We start from the raw sequence: 20225 nt of genomic DNA on the forward strand, positions 1-20225 counted from the left end.
CAGCACCGGCGCTGCAGGGTAGCGCCGGTCTGGTGCTTCACCCCGCCGGGAACATCGCCTCGAACGCCGGCGCGTCGACCACATCGCCGCCGTGCGCGTGGAGATAGCGCCACATCGGGCGCCACATTTCGATATCGGGGGCGACCGGCGCGATGAACTTGCGCAGCGATGCCTCGACGATCGCGTCGACTTCTTCGCCCGGCTGTTCGCCGCTCGCGGCATACCAGAGCTCGCGCGCTGCCGCCGGGTCGGCGACCAGATCGGGGATCACCGCATCGAGCGCGCCGACCAGCTTGGCGATCGCGGTGCGGGTGGCGTCGTCGGCGGTTGCCGCGCCGATCAGTTCGAGCGCGGAGAAATTGGGGATGCCCGCTTCGCCGGTGGTGATGAGCTGGGTGTCGAGCCCGCGGACGCGCGCCGCGACGCCCTCGACATTGGCGAAGGCGAGCCACGCGCCGTCATAGCCCGCCACCAGGTTATCGACATGCGCGAAGCCTGCGGGTTCGATGCCGATATGATCGGTACCGCCCGCCCCGCCCTGCTGGCGAATCCACGCGGCGAGGATGTCCTTGCACAATTGATCGGTGGTCGGGTTCGACACCGGCGACGCGATGCGCACCGGCTGGCCCGCGACCAGCCGCGCCAGCGACGCGCGGTGGATCAACACCCCGCCATCGGTCGCGAAGAAGCAGCCATAAGAGCGCAGCTTGCACGCGCGCTGCTCGACCAGATGGAGCGGTTCGTTGACGACCAGCTCGACCTCGCCCGCCGCCAGCGCTTCGAAGCCGTCATAATGATCGTCGGGGATGACGAGTTCGATGTGCAGCCCCTCGCGCGCGAGCCGGTCGCGCGCGGCGATCAGCGGGAGGTGATCGGGGTTCAGGAACCATTCGAGCGCGATACGGAGCTGTTGCATGACTGCCCGCGTCGCAACTCGCCGCGGCTTAGTCAATCGGTTCGACCTCGATGGTGTACTGCACAGCTAATGCACTCGTGACATACTTGCCCAACACAGGGAGAGTGCCATGTACAGCGAAAGCGATCTGAACAGTGCAGTCGAAAGCGGAGCGCTCAGCCGGGAGGCGGCCGAGGCGCTGCGAAGCCATGTCGCCGCGGGGCGGCATGCCCCCGCGGTCGACGAGGAGCATTTCCGGCTGCTGACCGGGTTCAACGATATCTTCGTCGCGGTCGCGCTCGCGCTGCTGCTCGCGGCGATCGGCCAGATCGGCGCGACGATCACCGATGCCGCGGGCGGGCTCGGGGTGGCGGTCGCGGCGTGGTTCCTGGCAGAATATTTCACCCGGCGACGGCGCATGGCGCTGCCGAGCATCCTGTTGCTGCTGGCGTTCGTCGGCGGCGTCGCCGGCACGCTGGTGGGGCTGGTCGTGACGCTCAATCCCGATCTGCCCGACGCCGCCAATGGGGTGATCGCCGGGGCGATCGGGCTGGTGGCAGCGGGCGCGGCATGGGTGCATTGGCGCCGCTTCATGGTGCCGATCACCGTCGCTGCGGGGGCATTGGCACTGGTCGGCGCCGTCGTCGGCGCGGTATTGTTCGCGTTGCCCGACGAGGCGGCGCGCGACGCGGTGGCGATGCCGCTCGCGCTGGGCGGCGGCGTCCTGCTGTTCGGCACCGCGATGTGGTGGGACATGTCCGACACCGATCGCCGCACCCGCCGAAGCGATGTCGCCTTCTGGCTGCACCTGGCCGCGGCACCACTGATCGCGCACCCGATCTTCCAGATGCTGGGCGTGTTCAAGGGGGCGATCGGCGCCGATGTCGCGGTGGTGGTGTTGCTGCTGTACGTCGCGTTCGGGTTCGTCGCGCTGGCGGTCGATCGGCGCGCGCTGCTGGTGTCGAGCCTCGCCTACGTCCTGTACGCGCTCTACGCGCTGTTCCGCTCGGCGGGCGCGGTCGAGCTGGGGGCGGCGTTCACCGGGCTGGTGATCGGATCGGCGTTGCTGACACTGTCGGCCTTCTGGCAGCCGATGCGGCGGATGGTGGTCGGGCTGGTCGGCGGGCTCAGCACCCGGCTGCCGCCGGTGGCAGCGGTCGCTTAGGCCTATTCGACCAGCTTCATCAGCCGGCGCTCGACCGGCGCCAGCACCGGCCCGAGTTCGGCACCGCGCTTCAGCACGGTGCCGTTTTCGCCGACCAGCGCCCACATGCCCTGGCGATTGCGAAGCGCGGGGCGCTTCTCGATCCGAAATTCGGGGTTCTCGGCGGCGCGGCGGAACGCGGCGAAAACCGCGGCCTCGCGCCCGAGCTGGATCGCGTAATCGCGCCAATGCCCCGCTGCGACCATCCGCCCGTAAAGGTCGAGGATCCGGGTAAGCTCGAGCCGATCGAAGCCGATCTGGCTGGGGCGACCGCCGAGCGGAAGCGGAAGGACGGTAGCGGTCACGCGCGGTCGCGCCGCCCTTCTTCCTCGTCGACCAGCAGGTCGAGCCGCTTGCGCAGGGTTTCGAGTTCGCAGCGCAGCGCATCGATCTTCTGCGTCGCGGGGTCGCCCATCTCGCTGCACGGCGTGCCATAGGGCATGAACGGCTTCTGATAGGTTCCCGCGCCGATCAGCGTCGATTTGGCGGGGATGCCGACCATCGTCGCGCCTTCGGGGACGTCCTTGGTCACCACCGCATTGGCGCCGACCCGCGCGCGCGCGCCGACGACGATCGGCCCGAGCACCTGCGCGCCCGCGCCGACGATCACGCCGTCTTCGAGCGTCGGATGGCGCTTGCCGAGGACGCCGTTGTCAGGGCTTGTGCCCCCAAGCGTGACGCACTGATAGATCGTGACGTTGTCGCCGATCACCGCGGTTTCGCCGATCACGGTGAAGCCATGGTCGATGAAGAAATTGCGCCCGATCGTCGCGCCGGGATGGATGTCGATCGCGGTCATCCAGCGCGACCAGTGGTTCACCAGCCGCGCGAGGAAATACAGCCGTCGCAGGAACAGCGCATGCGCGACCCGATGATAGCCCAGCGCCCACACGCCCGGATAGAGCAGGATTTCGGCACGCGACCGCGGCGCGGGATCGCGCGCACGGATCGAATCCAGATATAGTTTCAGTCCGTTGAGCATCGGCGCGTCCCCTAGCGACGCTCCAATCTAGGCGTTGGCCCTGCCAATTACCAGAACACCCCCAGCCAGGCTTTGCACGGCATAAACTCTATGTATCTTGTGGGATATCGCGCGATGCCGCAGAACCGCGGCTCTTCAGCGGAAGGGCGCGCATGTTCGAAGCTTTCAATCTGGTCGATCTATTGCCCTATATCGCGGTCGGCCTGGTGGCGCAGATCGTCGATGGCGCGCTCGGCATGGCGTTCGGGGTGATTTCGAGCACCTTGCTGGTGAGCGTGCTCGGCGTGCCGCCCGCCACCGCATCGGCGGGGGTGCATCTGGCCGAATGCTTCACCACCGGCGTATCGGGAATCAGCCATGCATTGCACAAGAACGTCGATTGGAAGCTGTTCTGGCGGCTGCTGATCCCCGGCGTGCTTGGCGGGGTTACCGGCGCCTATTTGTTGAGCTCGCTCGATGCCGGGATCACGCGGCCTTTCGTGATGGCGTATCTGGCGGCGATCGGCGTGTATCTGCTGGTGCGCGGCATCCGCTTTCCCCCGCGCGAGCATCGCGATCCGCGCTTCGTCTCACCATTGGCGGCGGCGGGCGGCTTCCTCGATGCAGCGGGCGGTGGCGGTTGGGGGCCGGTGGTGACGTCGAACCTGCTGGTCCAGGGCGCGCAGCCGCGCACCACCATCGGCACGGTCAACTCGGTCGAGTTTTTCCTGACGATGGCGATCTCGATCACCTTCCTTGCCAGCCTGGGGGTAGCGGCGTTCACCACCGCGGTCGTCGGGCTGCTGATCGGCGGCGTGATCGCGGCGCCGTTCGGCGCGCTCGTCGCCAAGCGGGTGCCGACCAAGACGCTGTTGGTGATGGTGGGCGTGGTGCTGACCGCGACCAGCATCTTCAGCCTGGTGCAGGCGCTGCGATAACGCAGCCCGCGCACTGGTGCGCGGGGGTAGGAGCGCTTAGGTGACAGGGCAGCGATGACCATCTACCTCCCCACCCTCAAGCAGCTCCAATATCTGGTGGCGCTGCACGATGCCGGCCATTTCGGCCGCGCCGCCGAAGCGTCGAATGTTACCCAATCGACGCTGTCGGCGGGGATCCGCGAGCTCGAGACGCTGATCGGGGTGACGCTGGTCGAACGCACCCGCCGCGTGGTGCGCTTTACGCCTTTGGGCGAGCGGATCGTCGAAAAGGCGCATCGCGTGCTGCGCGAGGCCGACGAGCTCGGCGAAATCGCGCGCGCCGCGGGGCGACCGCTGTCGGGCGAGATGCGGATGAGCGTCATCCCGACGATCGCGCCGTTCATGCTGCCGCGGATCCTGCCGCGGTTGCGCCGCGACTATCCCGACCTGAAGCTGTATCTGCGCGAGGAAGCCAGCGGATCGGCGTGCGAGGCGTTGCAGCAGGGGCGGACCGACTGCGTGCTGCTAGCGCTGCCCTATGGCTGCGGCGATGTCGAAGTCGACGAATTGTTCGACGATCGGCTGCTCGTGGCGTTTCCGCAGGGCGAGGTGGGCGGCACCAACGGGCCGATCGTCGCCGAGGATATCGACGAGACGCGGCTGCTGCTGCTCGAGGACGGACATTGCCTGAAGGACCATGCGCTGGCGGCATGCTCGCACCTCGAGCTGCGCGGGCGCGCGTCGATGCTCGGCACCTCGCTGCACACCATCGTCCAGATGGTCGAGAATGGGCTGGGGGTGACGATGCTGCCCGCGATGGCGATCGAATCGGGCATTTTGGAGGGCACGCACATCGTCGCGCGGCCGATCGAATCGGAGCGCGCCTCGCGCCGGATCGCCTTGGTGTGGCGGCGTGCCAGTCCGCGCGAGCGCGACTTCCGGCTGCTAGCCGACGTGCTGCGCGCCCACGCGCCCGCGGCCTAACCCACGGAATTAGTACCGCATACGAAACCAAATGCGGTCGTGGGGCGTATATAGGATGTGCGTCGGCTTAACGATGCGCGCTTCCCTATTCCGATCACTGGAGAACCAGATGCTTCGCCTGTCAGCCCTTACCCTCGCCGCCTTGGCCGCCACGTCGACCGTCGCGATCGCGCAGACCACGACGCCGCCGACCGGCGCGCCGACTGCACCGACCGCGACCACCGCACCTGCGGCAACCGCGCAGCCTTCGACCATGGCAGCGCCCGCAGCCACCGCGACCGCGCCCAACCCCAAGGTCGGCGGTGCCGAGATGCTCGCGACCAAGACGATTGTCGAGAACGCATCGGCTGCCCCCAGCCTGTCGACGCTGGTGACCGCGGTGAAGGCCGCCGATCTCGCCGAGACGCTGTCGGGCGCCGGCCCCTTCACCGTCTTCGCGCCCGAGAACGACGCGTTCACGCGGCTCGCCCCCGGCACGCTCGACACGCTGATGAAGCCCGAGAACAAGGCGGTGCTCGCCAAGGTGCTGACCTATCATGTCGTACCGGGCAAGGTTTCGCTGGCGCAGCTGCAGGAGCAGATGAAGGCCGGCGGCGGCACCGCGACGCTGACCACGGTCGAGGGCAGCCCGCTGACCGTCACGACCGAGGGCGCAGCGATCGTCCTGACCGACGTCAGCGGCAACAAGAGCTATGTCGCGATCCCCGACGTCAACCAGTCGAACGGCGTCGTCCATATCGTCAACGGCGTAGTCGTGCCCAAGCTCGGCTGATCGGCCGCACCTTCGCGATACCAAGACGCCGTCGGGGCAACCCGGCGGCGTTTTTGCTGGGCTATTCCCAACCCCTGGCGGCGCTGTCGTCGGCGGCGCGCGGTTCGACCCAGCGTTCGCCCGCCTCGGTCGCCTCGCGCTTCCAGAAGGGGGCGTCGGTCTTCAGCCGGTCGATGCAATAGCTGCACGCCGCCAGCGCCTCGGCACGATGCGCGGCGGCGGTGCCCACGAACACGATCCGCTCGCCGGGGTGCATCGTCCCCACGCGGTGGAGGATGGTCACCGCGCCGAGCGACCAGCGCGCTGCTGCGGCTTCGGCGACCGCCTGCAGCGCCGCCTCGGTCATGCCGGGATAATGTTCGAGCGTGAGCGTGGCGACACCGTCGTCGGCGCGGACGAGCCCGGTGAAGCTGGCGATCCCCCCCATCCCCGCTGCCTCGATCCCCGCCAGCGCATCGGCCAGGTCGATCGGCGCGGTCTGGACGCCGACGCGGATCATCCGCCGGTGACCGGGGGGAAGATCGCGATCTCGCGCGCGCCGGCCACCGGCGCGTCCATCGCGACGAAGTGTTGATCGACCGCGGCGCGCAGCCGCGTGCGATCGGCGAAGGCGGTGGCGTGTCCCGCGCTCAGCGTGGCCAGCCAGTCGATCAATGCGTCGAGCGTTGCGGCTTCGGGGGGCGGATCGAGCATTTCCTCGCCGATGCCGACCGCCTCGCGCACCCAGGCGAAATAGAGCAGCCGGACCGCCATCAGCTGTCCATGTGCTTGAGGCCGACGCGCAGATAATCCCAGCCGGTGATCAGCGTGAGCACCGCCGCGCCCCAGAGCGAGGCGAGCCCGACCAGCTTGACTAACGGCCATTCGGGAAGCGCCCCGCCGAGGATCAGCGCGCCGAGCGACACGAGCTGCAGCGTCGTCTTCCACTTGGCGAGCTGCGACACCGGCATCGACACGCGCACGCTGCCGAGAAACTCGCGAAGCCCCGACACCATGATCTCGCGCAGCAGGATGATCAGCGCGGCGATCATGTGCACGCCTTCGATATCGTGCGTACCGACCAGGATCAGGATCACCGCGGCGACCATGATCTTGTCGGCGATCGGATCGAGAAAGATGCCGAGCTTCGACACCGTCCCTTGCGAGCGCGCCAGATAGCCGTCGAGATAGTCGGTGAAGCCGACGATGCAGTAGAGCACGAAGGCGATGCCATAGCCCAGCTGCCACCCCGGCCACCACAGCAGGGCGACGAGGATCGGCACCGCGAAGATCCGCGAAAGCGTCAGGATGTTGGGCAAGGTAAGCATGGGCAGGCATGGCTGTACGGGCCCGCCCCGGTTCCCGCAACGCCGCGCGCGCGCAATCGTCATTGTCGCATGCGTTACCAATGGCCTATGGAGCGGCTCCCGAGAGCGACGTGGATTGCGCCTACCCGATGATTCCATCCATCAGCCTGCTCGGCGCGCGCCGGTTCCTGCCCTTATTCGTCACCCAGTTCCTGGGGGCCTTCAACGACAATCTGTTCAAGAACGCGCTGATCTTCTTCGTCACCTATTCGGTGTATAACGATGTCGGTGCCGAAACGACCTTCTCGGCGGTAGCGACGGGCATCTTCATCCTGCCCTTCTTCCTGTTTTCGGCGCTGGCGGGCGAGCTTGCCGACAGCCACGACAAGGCCGCGATCATGCGGACGATCAAATGGGCCGAGATCGGCATCATGATCGTCGGCGCGACGGGCATCTTCCTCGAGCTCACCTGGGTGATGCTGCTCGCGCTGTTCGCGATGGGGGTGCATTCGACCTTTTTCGGGCCGATCAAATATGCCGTGCTGCCGCAGCATCTGGCCAAGCACGAAGTGCTCGGCGGCACCGGGCTGGTCGAGGCGGGCACCTATGTCGCGATCCTGGCGGGCACCATCGCCGGCGGGCTGCTGCACCCGCACCACGCCGCGATCGCGGTGATCGGCGTCGCGGTGATCGGCATGCTCGCAGCACGATCGATCCCGCCCGCGCCGCCTTCGGTGGCGATCAAGATCGACTGGAACGTGCTGCGATCGTCGATCCGGCTGGTGCGCGCGACGATGCATGTCCGCCGGCTGTTCCTGGCGATCGTCGCGATCAGCGTGTTCTGGAGCATCGCGGCGATGATCGCGGTGCTGTTCCCGCCGCTGGTGAAGAACGTCTATTTCGCCGAGCCGAGCGTCGCCAGCAGCTTCCTGGCGGTATTCTCGATCGGCATCGCGATCGGATCGGTGATCATCAACCGATTGCTCAAGGGCGAGGTATCGGCGCGCTATGCCCCCGCATCGGTGCTGGCGATGGGCGGGTTCCTGATCGATTTCTGGTTCACCTCGCGCGGTTGGTCGCCGGTGGTGCCGGGGCTTGCCGACCTGCCAACCTTCCTGCGCGATCCGGGCGCGATCCGCGTGTTCTTCGATCTGGCGGGGATATCGATCACCGGCGGCATGTTCGTGGTGCCGCTCTATGCGTTCCTGACCACGATCGTCGACCAGTCGCAGACCGCGCGGACGGTGGCGGCGAACAACATCGTCAATTCGGGTGCGATGGTGATCGGATCGGTCGGCATCCTGGGGGTGACCAACCTGGGTATCGAGCTGGTCAACGCGCTGTGGGTGCTGGTCGCGACCGCGACGGTATCGGCCTATGCCGCCTGGCGCCTCCACCAGGCCTGCGACTGAACGCTTACAGCAGGAACGTATAGAAGCAGATGAAGAAGGCGGTGAAGCTGAGGACGAACAGCTTCATGTCGCTATCGTCGGCGCTCGCCTGCGCGGTGGCGACGGGCTTGCGCGACAGGGTTCGACGGAACGGATGCCCCTGCGGGGCCTGGGGTGTTGGGCGCTGCATCATGTGCAGTTAACGTTTCGTTAGGGATTTGGTCCAACCCCAAACGCACCCCCTGCTGTGTCGGATCGGGACGGTGCGGGGGCACCGTCCCTGCCCCGGTCACTGCCACCAATAAGGCAGCCGCTGCCGGTTCCCCGTCTCGACCTCGTTCATCGTCCGGGCATCGAACATCCGGCCGCCGACCATCACCCGGCTGACCTTGTCCGAATTGCGGATGTCGGCGGTGGGATCGGCGTCGAGCACCACCAGATCGGCCAGCTTGCCGACTTTGAGCGAGCCGATGTCGCGTGCCATGCCGAGCGACTGCGCGGCGACGATCGTTCCCGCCCCGAGCGCTTCGATGGGGGTCATCCCGCCGCGGACGAACGACCAGAGCTCCCAATGCGAGCCGATCCCCGCCTGCTGGCCATGCGCGCCGATCGACACGAGCTTGCCCGCCTTGGCGATCTTGTTCGCCTCCCGCGCATTGTCGTCGTCGACGAAGTTGCTCTCGGGCGCCTTGGTCACGCGCGCGGTGGCGGCGAGCAAGGTGTCGGTGGGGGTGTGGACCAGCAGCGGGTTTTCCCAGACGTTGGTCGCCTGCCGCCAATAGGGGTCGCCCGCCAGGCCGCCATAGGACACCACGAGCGTCGGCGTGTAGTTGGTATCCGACTGGCCGAACATCTGGACGACGTCCTTGTAGAACACGTCGAGCGGGATGTTGTGCTCGAGCGTCGAATTGCCGTCGGCGATCAGGTTCATGTCCATGCCGAACAGCGAGCCGCCCTCGGCGACGACCTGGATATTCTCGGCGCGCGCGGCTGCCACCACCATCTGGCGCTGGTCGCGGCGTGGCTGGTTATAGTTCTTCACCGAACGCGCGCCCTGCGCCTTCAACCGGCGGACGTGCGACAATGCGTCGTCATAGCTGTCGATCTTGGCATACACATTGGCGGCGCGCGCGCCGTAGATGATCTCGCCGGTCGAGAAGATGCGCGGGCCGGTGAGCAGCCCCGCCGCCTGCATTTCCTTGGCGACGAAGATCTCGCTCGCCTGGCTCGACGGGTCGTGGATCGTCGTGGTGCCAAGCGCGAGATTCTGGAGCAGCGACCAGTTTTGCTGCGGCACGACCTCGTCGTCGCCCTGCGGGCCGTGCGCATGCGCATCGACCAGGCCGGGGATGATCGTCTTGCCCGCGACGTCGATCGTCTTGGCGCCCGCCGGTACCGGGGTCGAAGCGCGAAGGCCGATCGCGACGATGCGGTCGCCGCGGATCACCACCACGCCATCATCGACGATTCCGCCATCGGCACCCGCCATCGTCACGATCCGTGCGCCGGTGAGCGCGACCGTGCCGCCGGGCTTGTCTGCCGCCTGCTCCATCGCGAGGCTGAGGCCTTGCGACGGCGGCACGAACTTGGGCGCATTCTCCGCGCGCGGGGCGTTGGCGAACAGCGTGGCCCGATCGACGGTGTAGAGCGTCGGCCCCATCGACCAGTGCAGCCGCTGGCCGTCCTGCGACCAGTTCACATAGCTGGCGCCACTGGCGCTGACGCGGGTGACGGGCAGCACCTTGCCCTCGGTATCGATGTCGACCGCCTGATTGCCGGGCATCAGCGGCAGGACATGCGCTTCATAATTCTGGATGAAGGCGGCATATTGACCATCGGGCGCGACCGAGTAGCTGACCGCCAGTTCGCCGACGAAATGCTTGCGCTTGGCCCCGCCGTTGAGGTCGGTGCTGACCAGCAACTGCTTCTGCTCCTCCTCGCCGACCATGAACAGTCGATCGGAGGCGGCGGCGAATTGCGGCTGCGCCATCCCCTTGGCGATCAGCACCGGCGCACCGCCGCTGGCGGCGACGCGGTAGACGCCGGGATCGTCGCCATAACGGCGCGAGGTGACGCCGCCCGAGCGCTTGGCCTCGAACGCGATCGTCTTGCCGTCGGGCGAGAAGACCGGGCGCGCATAATGGCCCGGACGCGTGGTCACCGCCTTGGGCATCCCACCGCTGGCGGCGACGGTGACGATCCGCCCGAGGCCGGCATCGGTCCAGTCGACGAAAGCGATCGTGCGGCCGTCGCGTGACCAGGTCGGGAACAGCTCGCGCCCCTCGCCGCCGCGCGTTAGCCGGCGCGCGGTGCCGCCCGCCGCGGGCTTGACGTAGAGCTTGCCGAGGCTTTCGAACACCACTTGCCGTCCGTCGGGCGAGACGCTGGCGAAGCGCGGCATCGCGGTGGTGAAGCGATCGGGCGCGACCTCGACGGTCGGATGCGGCGCATTGGCGACGCCGCGCGTGTCGTTGATGCGGAAGGGGATGTCGGTCGCCGCGCCGCTTTCGACATTCACCCGGCGCAGCTTGCCGGCCGCCCAGACGACGATCTCGCGGTCGCCGGGCATCCACGCCATGTTGGGATACAAGCCGGTGACCGCCCAGGTTTCCTGCACGTCCTGGTCGAGCGCGTCATAGATCTTGCGCTCCTCGCCCGATTCGAGATCGCGGACGTACAGCTTGGACTTGGTCGCTTCGCGCCGGACGAAGGCGATACGCTTGCCGTCGCGCGACGGCGTCGGCCGCACCGATCCGCCATTGCCCGAGACCGCGGTGGTCGTCTCGCCGGTTTCGAGGTCGTAGCGTTCGATATTGAACAAATTGGTGTTCGAATCCTGGGCATATTCGAAGATCGGACCCGGCGTGACGTTGCGGGTGAAGTAGATGCCCTTGCCGTCTGGCGCGAAGATCGGCTCGCCCAATTCCTTCTGGTGGCGCTCGTCGGGGCGCTTGACCAGCTTCACCCCGGTGCCGCCCGAGACGTGATAGAGCCACACCTCGCCGGTGCCGAGCGAACGCCCGGTGGTGAAATGCTTCTTGGCGGCGATGAAGCGGCCATCGGGCGACCAGCTCGGCTGGTTGAGCAGGCGGAAGTCTTCCTTGGTCACCTGGCGCTTGTCGCTGCCGTCGCGGTTCATCACCCAGATATTGTCGCCGCCGCCGCGATCCGAGGTGAAGGCGATGCGGTTGCCGTCGGGCGAGAAGCGCGGTTGCACCTCCCACGCCAGCCCCTCGGCGATCCGCGTCGGCGTGCCGCCGCCGATCGGCATGGTGTAGAGATCGCCGAGCAACGCGAAGGCGATCGTGCCGCCGTCGGGGCTGATGTCGAGGTCCATCCAGCTGCCTTCGTCGGTCGCGATCGACACCTGGCGGATGGTCGCGCCGGTGGGGGCGTTGACGTCCCATTTGGGCTTTGCCGCGGGGGTCGCGGCGGCGACCGGCGTCGTCGGCGCGGTCGATGCGGGCTGCGGCTGCGGGAGCTGGTCGGCGGCGGGATTGGGGTCGCGCGCCTGATCTTCGGGGGCTTCGGTGGCCTCGACCGTTGGCTGGGTCTGGGCTGGCGGGGTTTGGGCGGGCGGGGTCTGGGCAGCGGCGGCGACCCCCAGCGAAATGGCGAGGGCGAGGATGGACGCGGCGCTACGCAGCATGGACGAAAACTCCCTGGGATCGGCTTATTATGCCGCGACCCTAGTGCGCCTGCCCAACCCGCACAACGGCAGCGTCAGATGTTGCCCTGCTCCTCGACCGGCACGTCATCGTCGGGGCCGTAATAGAGCTTTGCGCACTCGGCGGCGAGCACCCCGCCCTCGATCGACAGATCGTCGCGCCAGGCGTCGCGGATGAAGTCGACCGTGTCGATCTGGCGATCCTCGAAATACATCGGATGGACGTCGTCGCGCCCGGCGCCGAAAACGATCCGCCCCACCTTCGACCAGATCGACGCCATCGTGCACATGCCGCAGGGCTGGAGCGTCGAATAGAGCGTCGCGCCGCGCAGCTCCATGTCGCCGATCGCCGCGCCCGCCGCGCGCATCGCGACGATTTCGGCATGCGCGGTGGCGTCGCAAGTCTCTTCGGTTTCGTTGCACCGCGCCGCCAGCACCTTGCCGTCGCGCACGATGAACGCGGCGATCGGCGTATCCGACGGGTCGCTGCCCTTGGTTAGCGCGAGCGCGATCGCTTCGCGCATCCAGCGTTCGTCTTGCGTGTCGGGCATATGCAATCCTTTGGGTTCGCGCGCCAACGGCTGTCTCGCGCTAAAGCTCCGAGGCGATCGCGCAGAAGCGATCGATATCGCGTTCGTCGTGATAAAGGCCGAGGCCGATCCGCAGCACGTCGCCGCGAACATCGGTGATGACGTCGCGCGCGAGCAATGCCGCCTGCCAGTCGCCGGCGCGCGGGTTGCGCAAGGCGATGAAGCGCGCCTGCGGACCGTTGCCGGGCGGGTTGACCAGTTCGGCATTGCCAAGCGGCGAACGCCCCAGTCCGTCGATCAACCGATCGCGCAATGCGGCGACATGGGCGCTGATAACCCCGGTCGAAATGCCTTCGCGCGCCAGCATGTCGCGCACCGCGACGAAGCGGTAGAGCCCCGACGGATCGAAGGTCGCGCCGAGAAACCGGCGGGCATCTGGGGCGTAGCCGACCTGTTCGGGCGGCAGCGCGAGGTCATCGAACGCGCCGTACCAGCCGGTCGTCACCGGACGCGGCGCAAAGCCAGCGGGGGCGTGGAGAAAGCCGACCCCCTCCCCCGCCATCGCGTATTTATAGCCGCCGCTGGTGTAGAACACGCGATCGGCGATCGCCGACAGGTCGGTGTCGACCGCCATGAAGCCGTGATAGCCGTCGATCAGCAGCCACGGTCCTTCGGGCCGCGCGACATGCGCCAGCGCATCGAACCCGCCGACGATTCGACCGGTGCCGAACATCACCTGGCTGACGACGATCAGGTCGTGCTCGCCACTCGCCGCGCGTTCGAGCAGCCGCGCTTCGAAGCCGTCGGCGACGGGCACGCGCTCCACCACTGCTTCGCCGGCTTCGACCCAGCGCAGCGCCTGGCGGGTGAAGCTGTGGAACTCGCCGTCGGTGGTGAGGATGCGGATCGGGCGGCGCTCGATCGCCGAGGCAATCCGCAGCAGGAAATCATGCGTGTTGCTCGAAAAGCCGACGGTCGAGGGATCGGGCAGGCCGAGTTCGTGCGCGACATGCGCCTGCGCGGCGGGCCAGATTTCCTCCATCACCCGCCGCCATTTGCGATCGGCGAGCCGCGCGGCATCTTCCCACGCCGCCTGCTGGCCAAGCCAGCTGGCGTCGGGCCAAAGATGATGGCTGTGCGCCGCCATGTGCAGCCGATCGGGTGCAGCGGCGATCGCGCGCTGGAACAGGTGCTTGTAGCTCGTCACAAGGCGGTCCTCAGCGACCAGAGTTCGGGGAAGGCGCGCTTGGGCAGCGTCGCCTCCAGATAGGCAACCCCGGTGCCGCCGGTGCCCTGTTTGTGGCCGATGATCCGCGATACCGTCATGACGTGCTTGTGCCGCCAGACCGCGAAGGCTTCGTCGAGATCGACCAGTTTTTCGGCGAGCTGGTAGAGCGGCCACCATTTGGCTTCTTCGCGGTACACCTCACGCCAAGCATCCTCGACGCGGCCGTCGGGGGCATAGGGCGCGGGCCAGTCGCGCGCGAGCGCCTCGGCGGGGATCGGCAGCCCGGCGCGGTGCGCGGCGGCGTTGGCTTCGTCCCACAGGCTGGGGCGTTCGGCGGCGGCGCGGGTGGCGGGGCCGTGGCGCGGGCCGTCGCGAAAGCCCATCATCACCTCGACGGTGCGGAACTGGTCCGACTGGAAGCCCGACGAGGTGCCGAGCACGCGGCGGAAGCGCAGATAATCGGTCGCGGTCATCGTCTGGAGCACGTCCCACGACAGCGTCATCACCGCCTGGATCCGGCTGATCCGCGCCAGCGTCTTGTAGCTTTCGACGAGCCGGTCGGCGCGGATCAGATCGATCGCCAGACCCAGCTCGTGGATCGTCTGGCGCATCCACAATTCCTTGGTCTGGTGCATGACGATGAACAAGGGTTCGTCGTGATGATCGGAGATCGGCTGCTGCGCGGCGAGCAACTGATCGAGCGCGAGATAGCTGTCATAGGTGATCGTGGACATGGGGGCAGGCTTACCGCGTCGGCGACCGGCTAGAAAGCCTGGCGGATCAGGCAGGATCGACGAACGCGGGAGCCTCGGGCGGCACCGCGGCGTTGCGCCAGCGCTCGACGGTCACGGTTTCGATGCTGCCATCGTCGCGCGGCCGTCGCTGGATCAGCGCGGCGCCCGATTGCGCGGTGCTGCCGATCGTCGCGCGGGTGCGCACCCAAAAGGTGTTCGACGCAAAGCGCGTGCCCGGCGGCGCGGTGACGTTCTGGTCGCCGAGGTCCTGCTGGGTCAGGAAGCCCTGCCGGTCGCGCACCGCGATCAGCCGATCGACCACCGCGGGATCGTTGAACAGCAGCAGCAGCATCTCGCGATCGGCGGCGTTGAGGTTGATCTGGGTGATGCCGGGCAGCGCGGTGACGAGGCGTTGCAGCCGGTCGGCGACCGCGGGCTCGACCCCGGCGAGGCGGATCGGGCGGAGATCGGTGATCGGTCCCTGCCCGCGGACATAGGCGATCGCGAGCAGCATCTGCTCCTCGTCGAGCCCGACCTGCCGCGCGATCGTGTTGAACATGATGACGGGCGCGGCCTCGCCCGAGCGCAGGCTGTTGATGTTGAAGCGCCCCTCGGCATCGGCGATCACGAGGTCGAAGGTGCCGCCCTCGATGGCGATCCCGCTTTCGGCGAGCGCGCCCCAGGGTTCGGCGGCATGATCGACCTGCGGCGCCTCGATCGCGTCGCGGCGCAGCGCCACCAACGCCGAGACTTCGCCGCCGCGCACGATCGCGAGCGCGCGCGAAGCCTCGCGCATCCGCAGCGCGCCGTCGAGCGCAAGCTCCTCGCGGTTGACCATCAGCAGCACCAGCCCGGTGGCGATCGCGACGAACAGCAGGACGTTGATGAGGATCATGCCCTCTTCGCCGCGCGGCGGGGGGCGGCGGGTCACGGTGCCTGCTCGGGGCGGGCGGGGAGCGCGACGACGCGGCGCAGCGTGCCGCGGCCTTCGATCGCGAGCTCCATCTCGACCGCGCGCGGCCAGACCTCGCCGGTTTCCTCCGACAGCGGCCAGGTCTCGCGCCAGCCGCCGTCTTCGAAGCGGAAGCGCGCGGCGGTGACCCCCGACAGCAGCCGCTGCGGCGCGCCGCCGATCGAGCGCAGCAGCGTGCCGCCCGCGAGCGTGTAGCGCACCTCGACCGGGGGGCCGCCGAAGCCGGGGGCGACGCGGGTGAAGATCAGGTCGCGCCCGCTCGACACGACGCGGCCGCGCGCGATCTGTTCGAGGTCGCTCGAGACGACGAACATCGCGCGGCTGACGTTCGAGAGCGAATCGAGCCGGGTGGCGGTGCGGACCTGGACGCCGAGCACGCTGTCGACGAGCGCGAGGCCGGCGACCGCGATGAGCGCAAACAGGCCGAGCGAGATCATCAGTTCTAGGAGGGTGAAGCCAGCCTCTCCCCTCCCGCTTGCGGGAGGGGTTGGGGGAGGGCAGGTCGGATCACGGCAGATATCGACCATCGACAGCCCCTCCCCCGACCCCTCCCGCAAGCGGGAGGGGGGAAGAAGCACCCCTGTCTTCACGCGCCGCGGCTCATCGCGACCTTTTCATACCCGTTCGGCCCCGCCACGACGATCGCCATGTCGCGCGCGACGCTGCCGTCTTCGCGGAAGCGCAACGGGCCGGTGGCCGCCTCATAGGCGGGTTCGGCAAGCAGCCCCGCGCGGTCGAGCGTGCTCTTTTCGCGCAGCTGGCGGCAGATCGCGGCGGCGTCATAGGCAAGCGCGGCGATCGCGCCGGGGGCGCCGCCCATCCGGCCTTCATAGGCACCGGCAAAGGCACCGAACGCAACCGGATCGGGGCTGGCGAGCCAGGCGCCGTCGAGCAGTTCGAGCGATGCCGGGCGGTGATCGAGCGCCTGGACGGTGCCGAGCAACTGGATGCCGCTGCCCTTGAGGTTGCGCGCGGCGGCCATCATCGTCTCGCCGCCGCCGGGGATCATCACCGCGTCGGGCGCATCGCCCGCGTTGGGCACGACGCCGCCGGGCAGCACCTCGATCCGCTGGACCGCCATGTTGAGCTCGCCCTGCAGCGCCTCGGCGGCGGTGGCGGCGGCGGTGGCCCAGGGGTTGCCGTCGCCGATCACCGCCACGCGGCGGATGCCGCGGGTGCGGGCGTAGCGCAGCACCGCGCCGGTCACCTGCGTCGCGGTGATCCCCATCACGAACGCGCCGGTCGAGCGCACGGCGGGGTCGTTCGAGAAGCAGATCACCGGCGCGCGGCCCGCCACCGCCTGCACCACCGGGCCGGCCTCGGCCGCGAGCAATGGCCCGAGCACCATCGCGCACTTGGCCTTCATCGCCGCCAGCGCTGCGGCCTGCGCCCCCGCGGGGGTGCCGCCGGTATCGAACACCTGGAGCAGCCTGGGCGTGTTTTCGGCGAGCATGGCGGCGCGCTGCATGCTAAGCCCCAGCGCCGAATGGGCGCCGGTCAGCGGCACCAACAGGGCGATCGGCCGCTTGTCGGCCTTCTTCGCCGCCAGCAAGGGGGATGCGGCCCATGTCGCCGACGATACGACGAGGGTGGATCGCAGAAAACGAAGCGCTGCCCGCCGGTTCATCGCCGCTACTCCAGGATACAAGAATTCAGGCACGGCGGCGTATTACGCTGTTCGCCGGCATCGGCATAGCCGCTTACGTCGCGGCGATGGTGGCGACGATGCCCGCAAGCGTGTTCCTGAAGAACAAGCCGTGGCGCACCGGCGTCGCGGGCACGGTGTGGAACGGCGAAGTCGGGGTCGCCGGGGGCAGCGTCGTGGCGTGGGAATGGGCACCGCTGCGCTCGCTGACCAGCCTGGGCTTCGCGGTCGACTGGACCGCCAAGGGGCCCGACACCGATCTTGGCGGACAGGCGCTGCTGCGCGGCGGCGGGGTGCGGCTCGACAATGTCAGCGGGTCGGCGGATGCGTCGCTGCTGGCGGCGGTGTTCCCCAAGCTACCCTTTGCCTGCCAGCTGACGATGCAGTTCGAGCTGCCGCGGCTTCGGCTGGGCGGCGACGGCCAGCTGGTCGAGGGCAATGCGACGATCGATCCGGGCAGCTGCTCGGCGCGCGCCAAGGGTGCGGCGGTGCCCGGGATCGCGAGCGCGACGCCGGCGATGATCCTGACCGCCGAGCATATCGGCACCGAGAGCCGAATCCGGCTCGCGCCGATCGGCCAGCGGCGGCGGACACTGATCGACGCGACGCTTAGCGAGGATGGCGGGTACAAGGTACAGTTGACGCAGGACGGCGCGGCGATGCTGCCGTTTACCGGGTTGCCCGCGGGGGTTGGGATCGAGAGCGAATTGTAAGCCCCCCCTCCGTTCGTGCTGAGCTTGTCGAGCCGAAGGCGGGCATAGCCCTCCCACTGTTCTTCCTTTCGACGTCAGAAAAGAAGTACGGTCCTTCGACAAGCTCAGGACGAACGGCCTTTAGGGCGCGCGGCTAAATCGCGACCAGATTGTTGAGGTTGATGATCGGGAGCAGGATCGCCAGCACCATCATCAGCACCAGCCCGCCCATCAGCAACAGCACCAGCGGCTCGACCAAGGCGACGAGGGTGGCGACCAGCCCGTCGAGTTCGCGTTCGAGTTCGCCCGAGGCGCGGGCGAGCGCGGGGGCCAAGCGGCCGCTGGCTTCGCCGCTGGCGACGATCGCAACGAGCATCGTCGGAAAGACCCCCGATTCGGCCATCGCGGCGCGCAGGCTGACGCCCTCGCGGACGCGCGCTGCGATGCCGAGCGCCTTGGTGCGGACGTGGAGGTTGGGGGTGACCGCGGCGGCGGCCTGGAGCGCCTCGACCAGCGGCACCGCGCTGCCGACGAGCGTGGCGAGGCTGCCCGCGAAGCGCGCGGCGTTGAACTGGCGGCTGAAGCGCGCGAACGGCTTGGTCTCGCTGAAGAAGCGATGCAGCCGCAGCCGGTTGGCAGGCACGCGCGACCAGCGGCCGAACAGCAGGAAGCCGATCGCCGCGGCGAGCATCATGTACAGCCCGTAATGCTGTAGTCCCGCGCTGACCGCGATCAACGCGCGCGTGAGGAAGGGCAATTCGGCCCCGCGCGAGACGAAGACGCGGACAATATCGGGGACGACATAGACCATCAGCAGCGCCATCATCCCGAAGCTGACCGTCGCCAGCAGCGCGGGATAGAGCAATGCCAGCTGCATCTTTTGCCCATTGGCCTGCCGCGCTTCGACGAATTCGGCGAGGTGATCGAGGACGCTGGGGAGCTTGCCCGATTGTTCGCCCGCCGCGACCGAGGCGCGGTAGAATTCGGGGAAGGCCTGCGGCTGTTGCCCAAGCGCCGCGGCGAAGCTGCGCCCGTCGAGGATCGCGCCCCGCACATCGGTGAGCAGCGCGGAGACGGCGGGAACTTCGGACTGGACGGCGACGAGGCGGACCGATTCCTCGATCGGGATGTCCGAGCCGACCAGGGTCGATATCTGACGGGTGACGGTCGACAATTGGCGCGCGCTCAGCCCCTTGCGGCGAAGCGACGGCAGGCGGAACGAGCCGACCGACGGCCCGCGATCATTGGCGGGCCCGACCGAGAGCGGCAGCAGCGCCTGTTCGCGCAGCGCGGCGCGCGCGGCGGCGGGCGACGATGCCTCGATCATCCCCTTGCGCGATGCGCCGCTGCGATCGGCGGCGCGATAAGCATAGGCGGTCATCGCGCTGCCCCGATCGCGCTGCGCTCGGGGCGGACGTTATCGCGTGCGGTAGGGTCGGTGCCGGCCATGCGCACGTTTAAGCACAGCCGGCGTTCGCAGGACAGGTTTGTCGGTAATGTTCGATCGATCAGCCGGGCAAGTTGACGCGAATCCGGCGAAAGCGCGCCTCGATGAAGCTGTACACCCCGAACAGCGCGAGCCCGATGCCGGTCGCCGCCAACAGCCATTTGCCGCCGGGCTGCGATTCGAGCGCGGTCAGCGCGTCGGCCATGCCGCCGGCTTCGCTGGCGCGCGATTGCCACGCGGCGATGGTGAAGAAGCCAGCGATGATCAGGAACACCAGCCCGCGCGCGCCATAGCCGATGCGGCCCATCGTGCAGACATAGCCGGGTGCAGGCGCATCGCCGCGCAATTCGGTGATGAAATCGCCCTTATACGCCTTCTTGAACTGCTGGAACGCGGCGACCAGCAGCCCGATCGCGACCGCGGCGACGAGGAAGCGGCCGAGCGGCTGCGTCAGCAACCACGCGGTCCAGTCGCGCGCGCTCTCGTCGCCGGGCGACTGGCCGCCCGAAGCGCCGAGGTCGAGCGCGAGCTTGGCGGCGGTCCAGGCCAGGATCACATGCGCGATCCCGCTGATCGCGTGGGCGGCGCGCTTGAGGTTGCCCTTGCCGTCATGCGCGATCCGCTCGGGATCGGCGACGGCTTCGGTCAGCCGCCAGACGGCATAGCCGAGCAACCCTGCGGCGACGATCGCAAGCAGCACCTGGCCGAAGGGCTGGCGGGCGAGCGAGGCGATCGCGCCCTGGTTGTCGGCAGTTTGGCCGCCCCCCATCGCCGCGGTGATCGCGAACCAGCCGATCAGCAGATAGACCAGCCCGCGCGCGGCGAAGCCCAACCGGGCGAGCATGGTGGCATTGGCGTCGGACAGCATCGCGATTTTCCCCTTTTTTCGTTGCGGGGGC

At 68.3% G+C, this 20225-nt stretch carries 22 protein-coding genes; 6 read left to right on the plus strand and 16 right to left on the minus strand.

Going from position 1 to position 20225, the window contains the following annotated elements; genetic code table 11:
- Window positions 1-37: 37 nt before the first annotated feature.
- Window positions 38-916 carry an ABC transporter substrate-binding protein gene (locus tag NMP03_RS06890; RefSeq protein ID WP_256507748.1) on the minus strand — a complete coding sequence of 293 codons (879 nt, stop codon included), beginning with the start codon at window positions 914-916 and terminating at the stop codon, window positions 38-40.
- 109 nt (window positions 917-1025) lie between these two features.
- On the opposite strand from NMP03_RS06890, the gene NMP03_RS06895 reads away from it, so the two are divergent.
- A complete protein-coding gene (locus NMP03_RS06895) occupies window positions 1026-2060 on the plus strand; it encodes a hypothetical protein (protein WP_256507749.1) in 1035 nt (344 codons plus the stop codon).
- 2 nt (window positions 2061-2062) lie between these two features.
- Here NMP03_RS06895 and NMP03_RS06900 read toward each other — a convergent pair whose 3' ends face one another.
- Together NMP03_RS06900 and epsC are read right to left on the minus strand one after the other, a co-directional pair.
- Entirely contained in the window at window positions 2063-2404 is a 342-nt protein-coding gene (locus tag NMP03_RS06900) for a DUF2794 domain-containing protein (protein ID WP_256507750.1), read from the minus strand.
- On the minus strand, window positions 2401-3081 hold the full coding sequence (gene epsC, locus NMP03_RS06905) for a serine O-acetyltransferase EpsC (protein WP_256507751.1): 681 nt from the start codon (window positions 3079-3081) through the stop codon (window positions 2401-2403). Before epsC ends, NMP03_RS06900 begins: the two co-directional genes overlap by 4 nt.
- A 152-nt stretch (window positions 3082-3233) precedes the next feature.
- On the opposite strand from epsC, the gene NMP03_RS06910 reads away from it, so the two are divergent.
- The 3 genes from NMP03_RS06910 (at window position 3234) to NMP03_RS06920 (ending at window position 5733) form a co-directional block, all read left to right on the plus strand.
- The gene (locus tag NMP03_RS06910) at window positions 3234-3998 is read left to right on the plus strand and encodes a sulfite exporter TauE/SafE family protein (protein ID WP_256507752.1); all 765 of its coding nucleotides are present in this window, start codon (window positions 3234-3236) and stop codon (window positions 3996-3998) included.
- Between the two features lie 54 nt (window positions 3999-4052).
- A complete protein-coding gene (locus NMP03_RS06915) occupies window positions 4053-4961 on the plus strand; it encodes a hydrogen peroxide-inducible genes activator (RefSeq protein WP_256507753.1) in 909 nt (302 codons plus the stop codon).
- Window positions 4962-5070: 109 nt separating this feature from the next.
- Entirely contained in the window at window positions 5071-5733 is a 663-nt protein-coding gene (locus tag NMP03_RS06920; protein WP_406698328.1) for a fasciclin domain-containing protein, read from the plus strand.
- Window positions 5734-5794: 61 nt separating this feature from the next.
- Here the strand turns inward: NMP03_RS06920 and NMP03_RS06925 are convergent, their stop codons facing one another.
- From NMP03_RS06925 to pgsA, 3 genes are read right to left on the minus strand one after another with little or no spacing between them, the layout of a single operon-like run.
- The gene (locus NMP03_RS06925; RefSeq protein WP_256507754.1) at window positions 5795-6232 is read right to left on the minus strand and encodes a molybdenum cofactor biosynthesis protein MoaE; all 438 of its coding nucleotides are present in this window, start codon (window positions 6230-6232) and stop codon (window positions 5795-5797) included.
- Window positions 6229-6486: a molybdopterin converting factor subunit 1 gene (gene moaD / locus NMP03_RS06930; RefSeq protein ID WP_256507755.1), complete on the minus strand. Its 258-nt coding sequence runs from the start codon at window positions 6484-6486 to the stop codon at window positions 6229-6231. Before moaD ends, NMP03_RS06925 begins: the two co-directional genes overlap by 4 nt.
- Entirely contained in the window at window positions 6486-7040 is a 555-nt protein-coding gene (gene pgsA, locus NMP03_RS06935; RefSeq protein WP_256507756.1) for a CDP-diacylglycerol--glycerol-3-phosphate 3-phosphatidyltransferase, read from the minus strand. The genes moaD and pgsA overlap by 1 nt, the downstream gene beginning before the upstream one ends.
- 128 nt (window positions 7041-7168) lie before the next feature.
- On the opposite strand from pgsA, the gene NMP03_RS06940 reads away from it, so the two are divergent.
- Complete coding sequence (locus tag NMP03_RS06940) at window positions 7169-8431, plus strand: MFS transporter (RefSeq protein WP_256507757.1); 1263 nt, start codon at window positions 7169-7171, stop codon at window positions 8429-8431.
- 4 nt (window positions 8432-8435) lie between these two features.
- Here the strand turns inward: NMP03_RS06940 and NMP03_RS06945 are convergent, their stop codons facing one another.
- The 8 genes from NMP03_RS06945 to NMP03_RS06980 form a co-directional block, all read right to left on the minus strand.
- Window positions 8436-8603, minus strand: a complete 168-nt coding sequence (locus NMP03_RS06945) for a hypothetical protein (protein WP_256508175.1) — start codon at window positions 8601-8603, stop codon at window positions 8436-8438.
- A gap of 96 nt (window positions 8604-8699) precedes the next feature.
- Window positions 8700-12059: an amidohydrolase family protein gene (locus NMP03_RS06950; RefSeq protein ID WP_256507758.1), complete on the minus strand. Its 3360-nt coding sequence runs from the start codon at window positions 12057-12059 to the stop codon at window positions 8700-8702.
- Window positions 12060-12133: 74 nt separating this feature from the next.
- On the minus strand, window positions 12134-12628 hold the full coding sequence (locus NMP03_RS06955) for a nucleoside deaminase (protein ID WP_256507759.1): 495 nt from the start codon (window positions 12626-12628) through the stop codon (window positions 12134-12136).
- Window positions 12629-12668: 40 nt separating this feature from the next.
- Window positions 12669-13814, minus strand: a complete 1146-nt coding sequence (locus NMP03_RS06960) for an aminotransferase class V-fold PLP-dependent enzyme (protein ID WP_256507760.1) — start codon at window positions 13812-13814, stop codon at window positions 12669-12671.
- The gene (locus NMP03_RS06965; RefSeq protein ID WP_256507761.1) at window positions 13811-14569 is read right to left on the minus strand and encodes a tryptophan 2,3-dioxygenase; all 759 of its coding nucleotides are present in this window, start codon (window positions 14567-14569) and stop codon (window positions 13811-13813) included. Before NMP03_RS06965 ends, NMP03_RS06960 begins: the two co-directional genes overlap by 4 nt.
- 46 nt (window positions 14570-14615) lie before the next feature.
- A complete protein-coding gene (locus tag NMP03_RS06970) occupies window positions 14616-15500 on the minus strand; it encodes a type II secretion system minor pseudopilin (RefSeq protein ID WP_256507762.1) in 885 nt (294 codons plus the stop codon).
- On the minus strand, window positions 15497-15979 hold the full coding sequence (locus NMP03_RS06975) for a type II secretion system protein GspJ (protein WP_256507763.1): 483 nt from the start codon (window positions 15977-15979) through the stop codon (window positions 15497-15499). The genes NMP03_RS06970 and NMP03_RS06975 overlap by 4 nt, the downstream gene beginning before the upstream one ends.
- Before the next feature lie 149 nt (window positions 15980-16128).
- Window positions 16129-17094, minus strand: coding sequence for an ABC transporter substrate-binding protein (locus NMP03_RS06980; RefSeq protein ID WP_256507764.1), 966 nt, complete (start codon window positions 17092-17094; stop codon window positions 16129-16131).
- Window positions 17095-17108: 14 nt separating this feature from the next.
- Here NMP03_RS06980 and gspN point away from each other — a divergent pair, with 14 nt between their 5' ends.
- Complete coding sequence (gspN, locus tag NMP03_RS06985) at window positions 17109-17900, plus strand: type II secretion system protein N (protein ID WP_256507765.1); 792 nt, start codon at window positions 17109-17111, stop codon at window positions 17898-17900.
- 133 nt (window positions 17901-18033) lie between these two features.
- Here the strand turns inward: gspN and NMP03_RS06990 are convergent, their stop codons facing one another.
- Both NMP03_RS06990 and NMP03_RS06995 read right to left on the minus strand, forming a co-directional pair.
- A complete protein-coding gene (locus tag NMP03_RS06990) occupies window positions 18034-19260 on the minus strand; it encodes a type II secretion system F family protein (protein WP_256507766.1) in 1227 nt (408 codons plus the stop codon).
- 127 nt (window positions 19261-19387) lie between these two features.
- Entirely contained in the window at window positions 19388-20194 is an 807-nt protein-coding gene (locus NMP03_RS06995; RefSeq protein ID WP_256507767.1) for a DUF1206 domain-containing protein, read from the minus strand.
- Between the last annotated feature and the right edge of the window lie 31 nt (window positions 20195-20225).

The sequence above is a fragment of the Sphingomonas qomolangmaensis genome (assembly GCF_024496245.1).
Classification (GTDB): domain Bacteria; phylum Pseudomonadota; class Alphaproteobacteria; order Sphingomonadales; family Sphingomonadaceae; genus Sphingomonas; species Sphingomonas qomolangmaensis.

Bases quoted from the DNA above. Each gene is read 5' to 3' on its own strand.
- gspN (WP_256507765.1), top strand. From the start codon at position 17,109: ATGTCGCCGACGATACGACGAGGGTGGATCGCAGAAAACGAAGCGCTG.
- NMP03_RS06890 (WP_256507748.1), bottom strand. From the start codon at position 916: ATGCAACAGCTCCGTATCGCGCTCGAATGGTTCCTGAACCCCGATCAC.
- NMP03_RS06965 (WP_256507761.1), bottom strand. From the start codon at position 14,569: ATGTCCACGATCACCTATGACAGCTATCTCGCGCTCGATCAGTTGCTC.
- pgsA (WP_256507756.1), bottom strand. From the start codon at position 7,040: ATGCTTACCTTGCCCAACATCCTGACGCTTTCGCGGATCTTCGCGGTG.
- moaD (WP_256507755.1), bottom strand. From the start codon at position 6,486: ATGGCGGTCCGGCTGCTCTATTTCGCCTGGGTGCGCGAGGCGGTCGGC.
- NMP03_RS06950 (WP_256507758.1), bottom strand. From the start codon at position 12,059: ATGCTGCGTAGCGCCGCGTCCATCCTCGCCCTCGCCATTTCGCTGGGG.
- epsC (WP_256507751.1), bottom strand. From the start codon at position 3,081: ATGCTCAACGGACTGAAACTATATCTGGATTCGATCCGTGCGCGCGAT.
- NMP03_RS06910 (WP_256507752.1), top strand. From the start codon at position 3,234: ATGTTCGAAGCTTTCAATCTGGTCGATCTATTGCCCTATATCGCGGTC.
- NMP03_RS06940 (WP_256507757.1), top strand. From the start codon at position 7,169: ATGATTCCATCCATCAGCCTGCTCGGCGCGCGCCGGTTCCTGCCCTTA.
- NMP03_RS06975 (WP_256507763.1), bottom strand. From the start codon at position 15,979: ATGATCTCGCTCGGCCTGTTTGCGCTCATCGCGGTCGCCGGCCTCGCG.
- NMP03_RS06920 (WP_406698328.1), top strand. From the start codon at position 5,071: ATGCTTCGCCTGTCAGCCCTTACCCTCGCCGCCTTGGCCGCCACGTCG.
- NMP03_RS06995 (WP_256507767.1), bottom strand. From the start codon at position 20,194: ATGCTGTCCGACGCCAATGCCACCATGCTCGCCCGGTTGGGCTTCGCC.
- NMP03_RS06895 (WP_256507749.1), top strand. From the start codon at position 1,026: ATGTACAGCGAAAGCGATCTGAACAGTGCAGTCGAAAGCGGAGCGCTC.
- NMP03_RS06925 (WP_256507754.1), bottom strand. From the start codon at position 6,232: ATGATCCGCGTCGGCGTCCAGACCGCGCCGATCGACCTGGCCGATGCG.
- NMP03_RS06990 (WP_256507766.1), bottom strand. From the start codon at position 19,260: ATGACCGCCTATGCTTATCGCGCCGCCGATCGCAGCGGCGCATCGCGC.
- NMP03_RS06955 (WP_256507759.1), bottom strand. From the start codon at position 12,628: ATGCCCGACACGCAAGACGAACGCTGGATGCGCGAAGCGATCGCGCTC.
- NMP03_RS06945 (WP_256508175.1), bottom strand. From the start codon at position 8,603: ATGATGCAGCGCCCAACACCCCAGGCCCCGCAGGGGCATCCGTTCCGT.
- NMP03_RS06915 (WP_256507753.1), top strand. From the start codon at position 4,053: ATGACCATCTACCTCCCCACCCTCAAGCAGCTCCAATATCTGGTGGCG.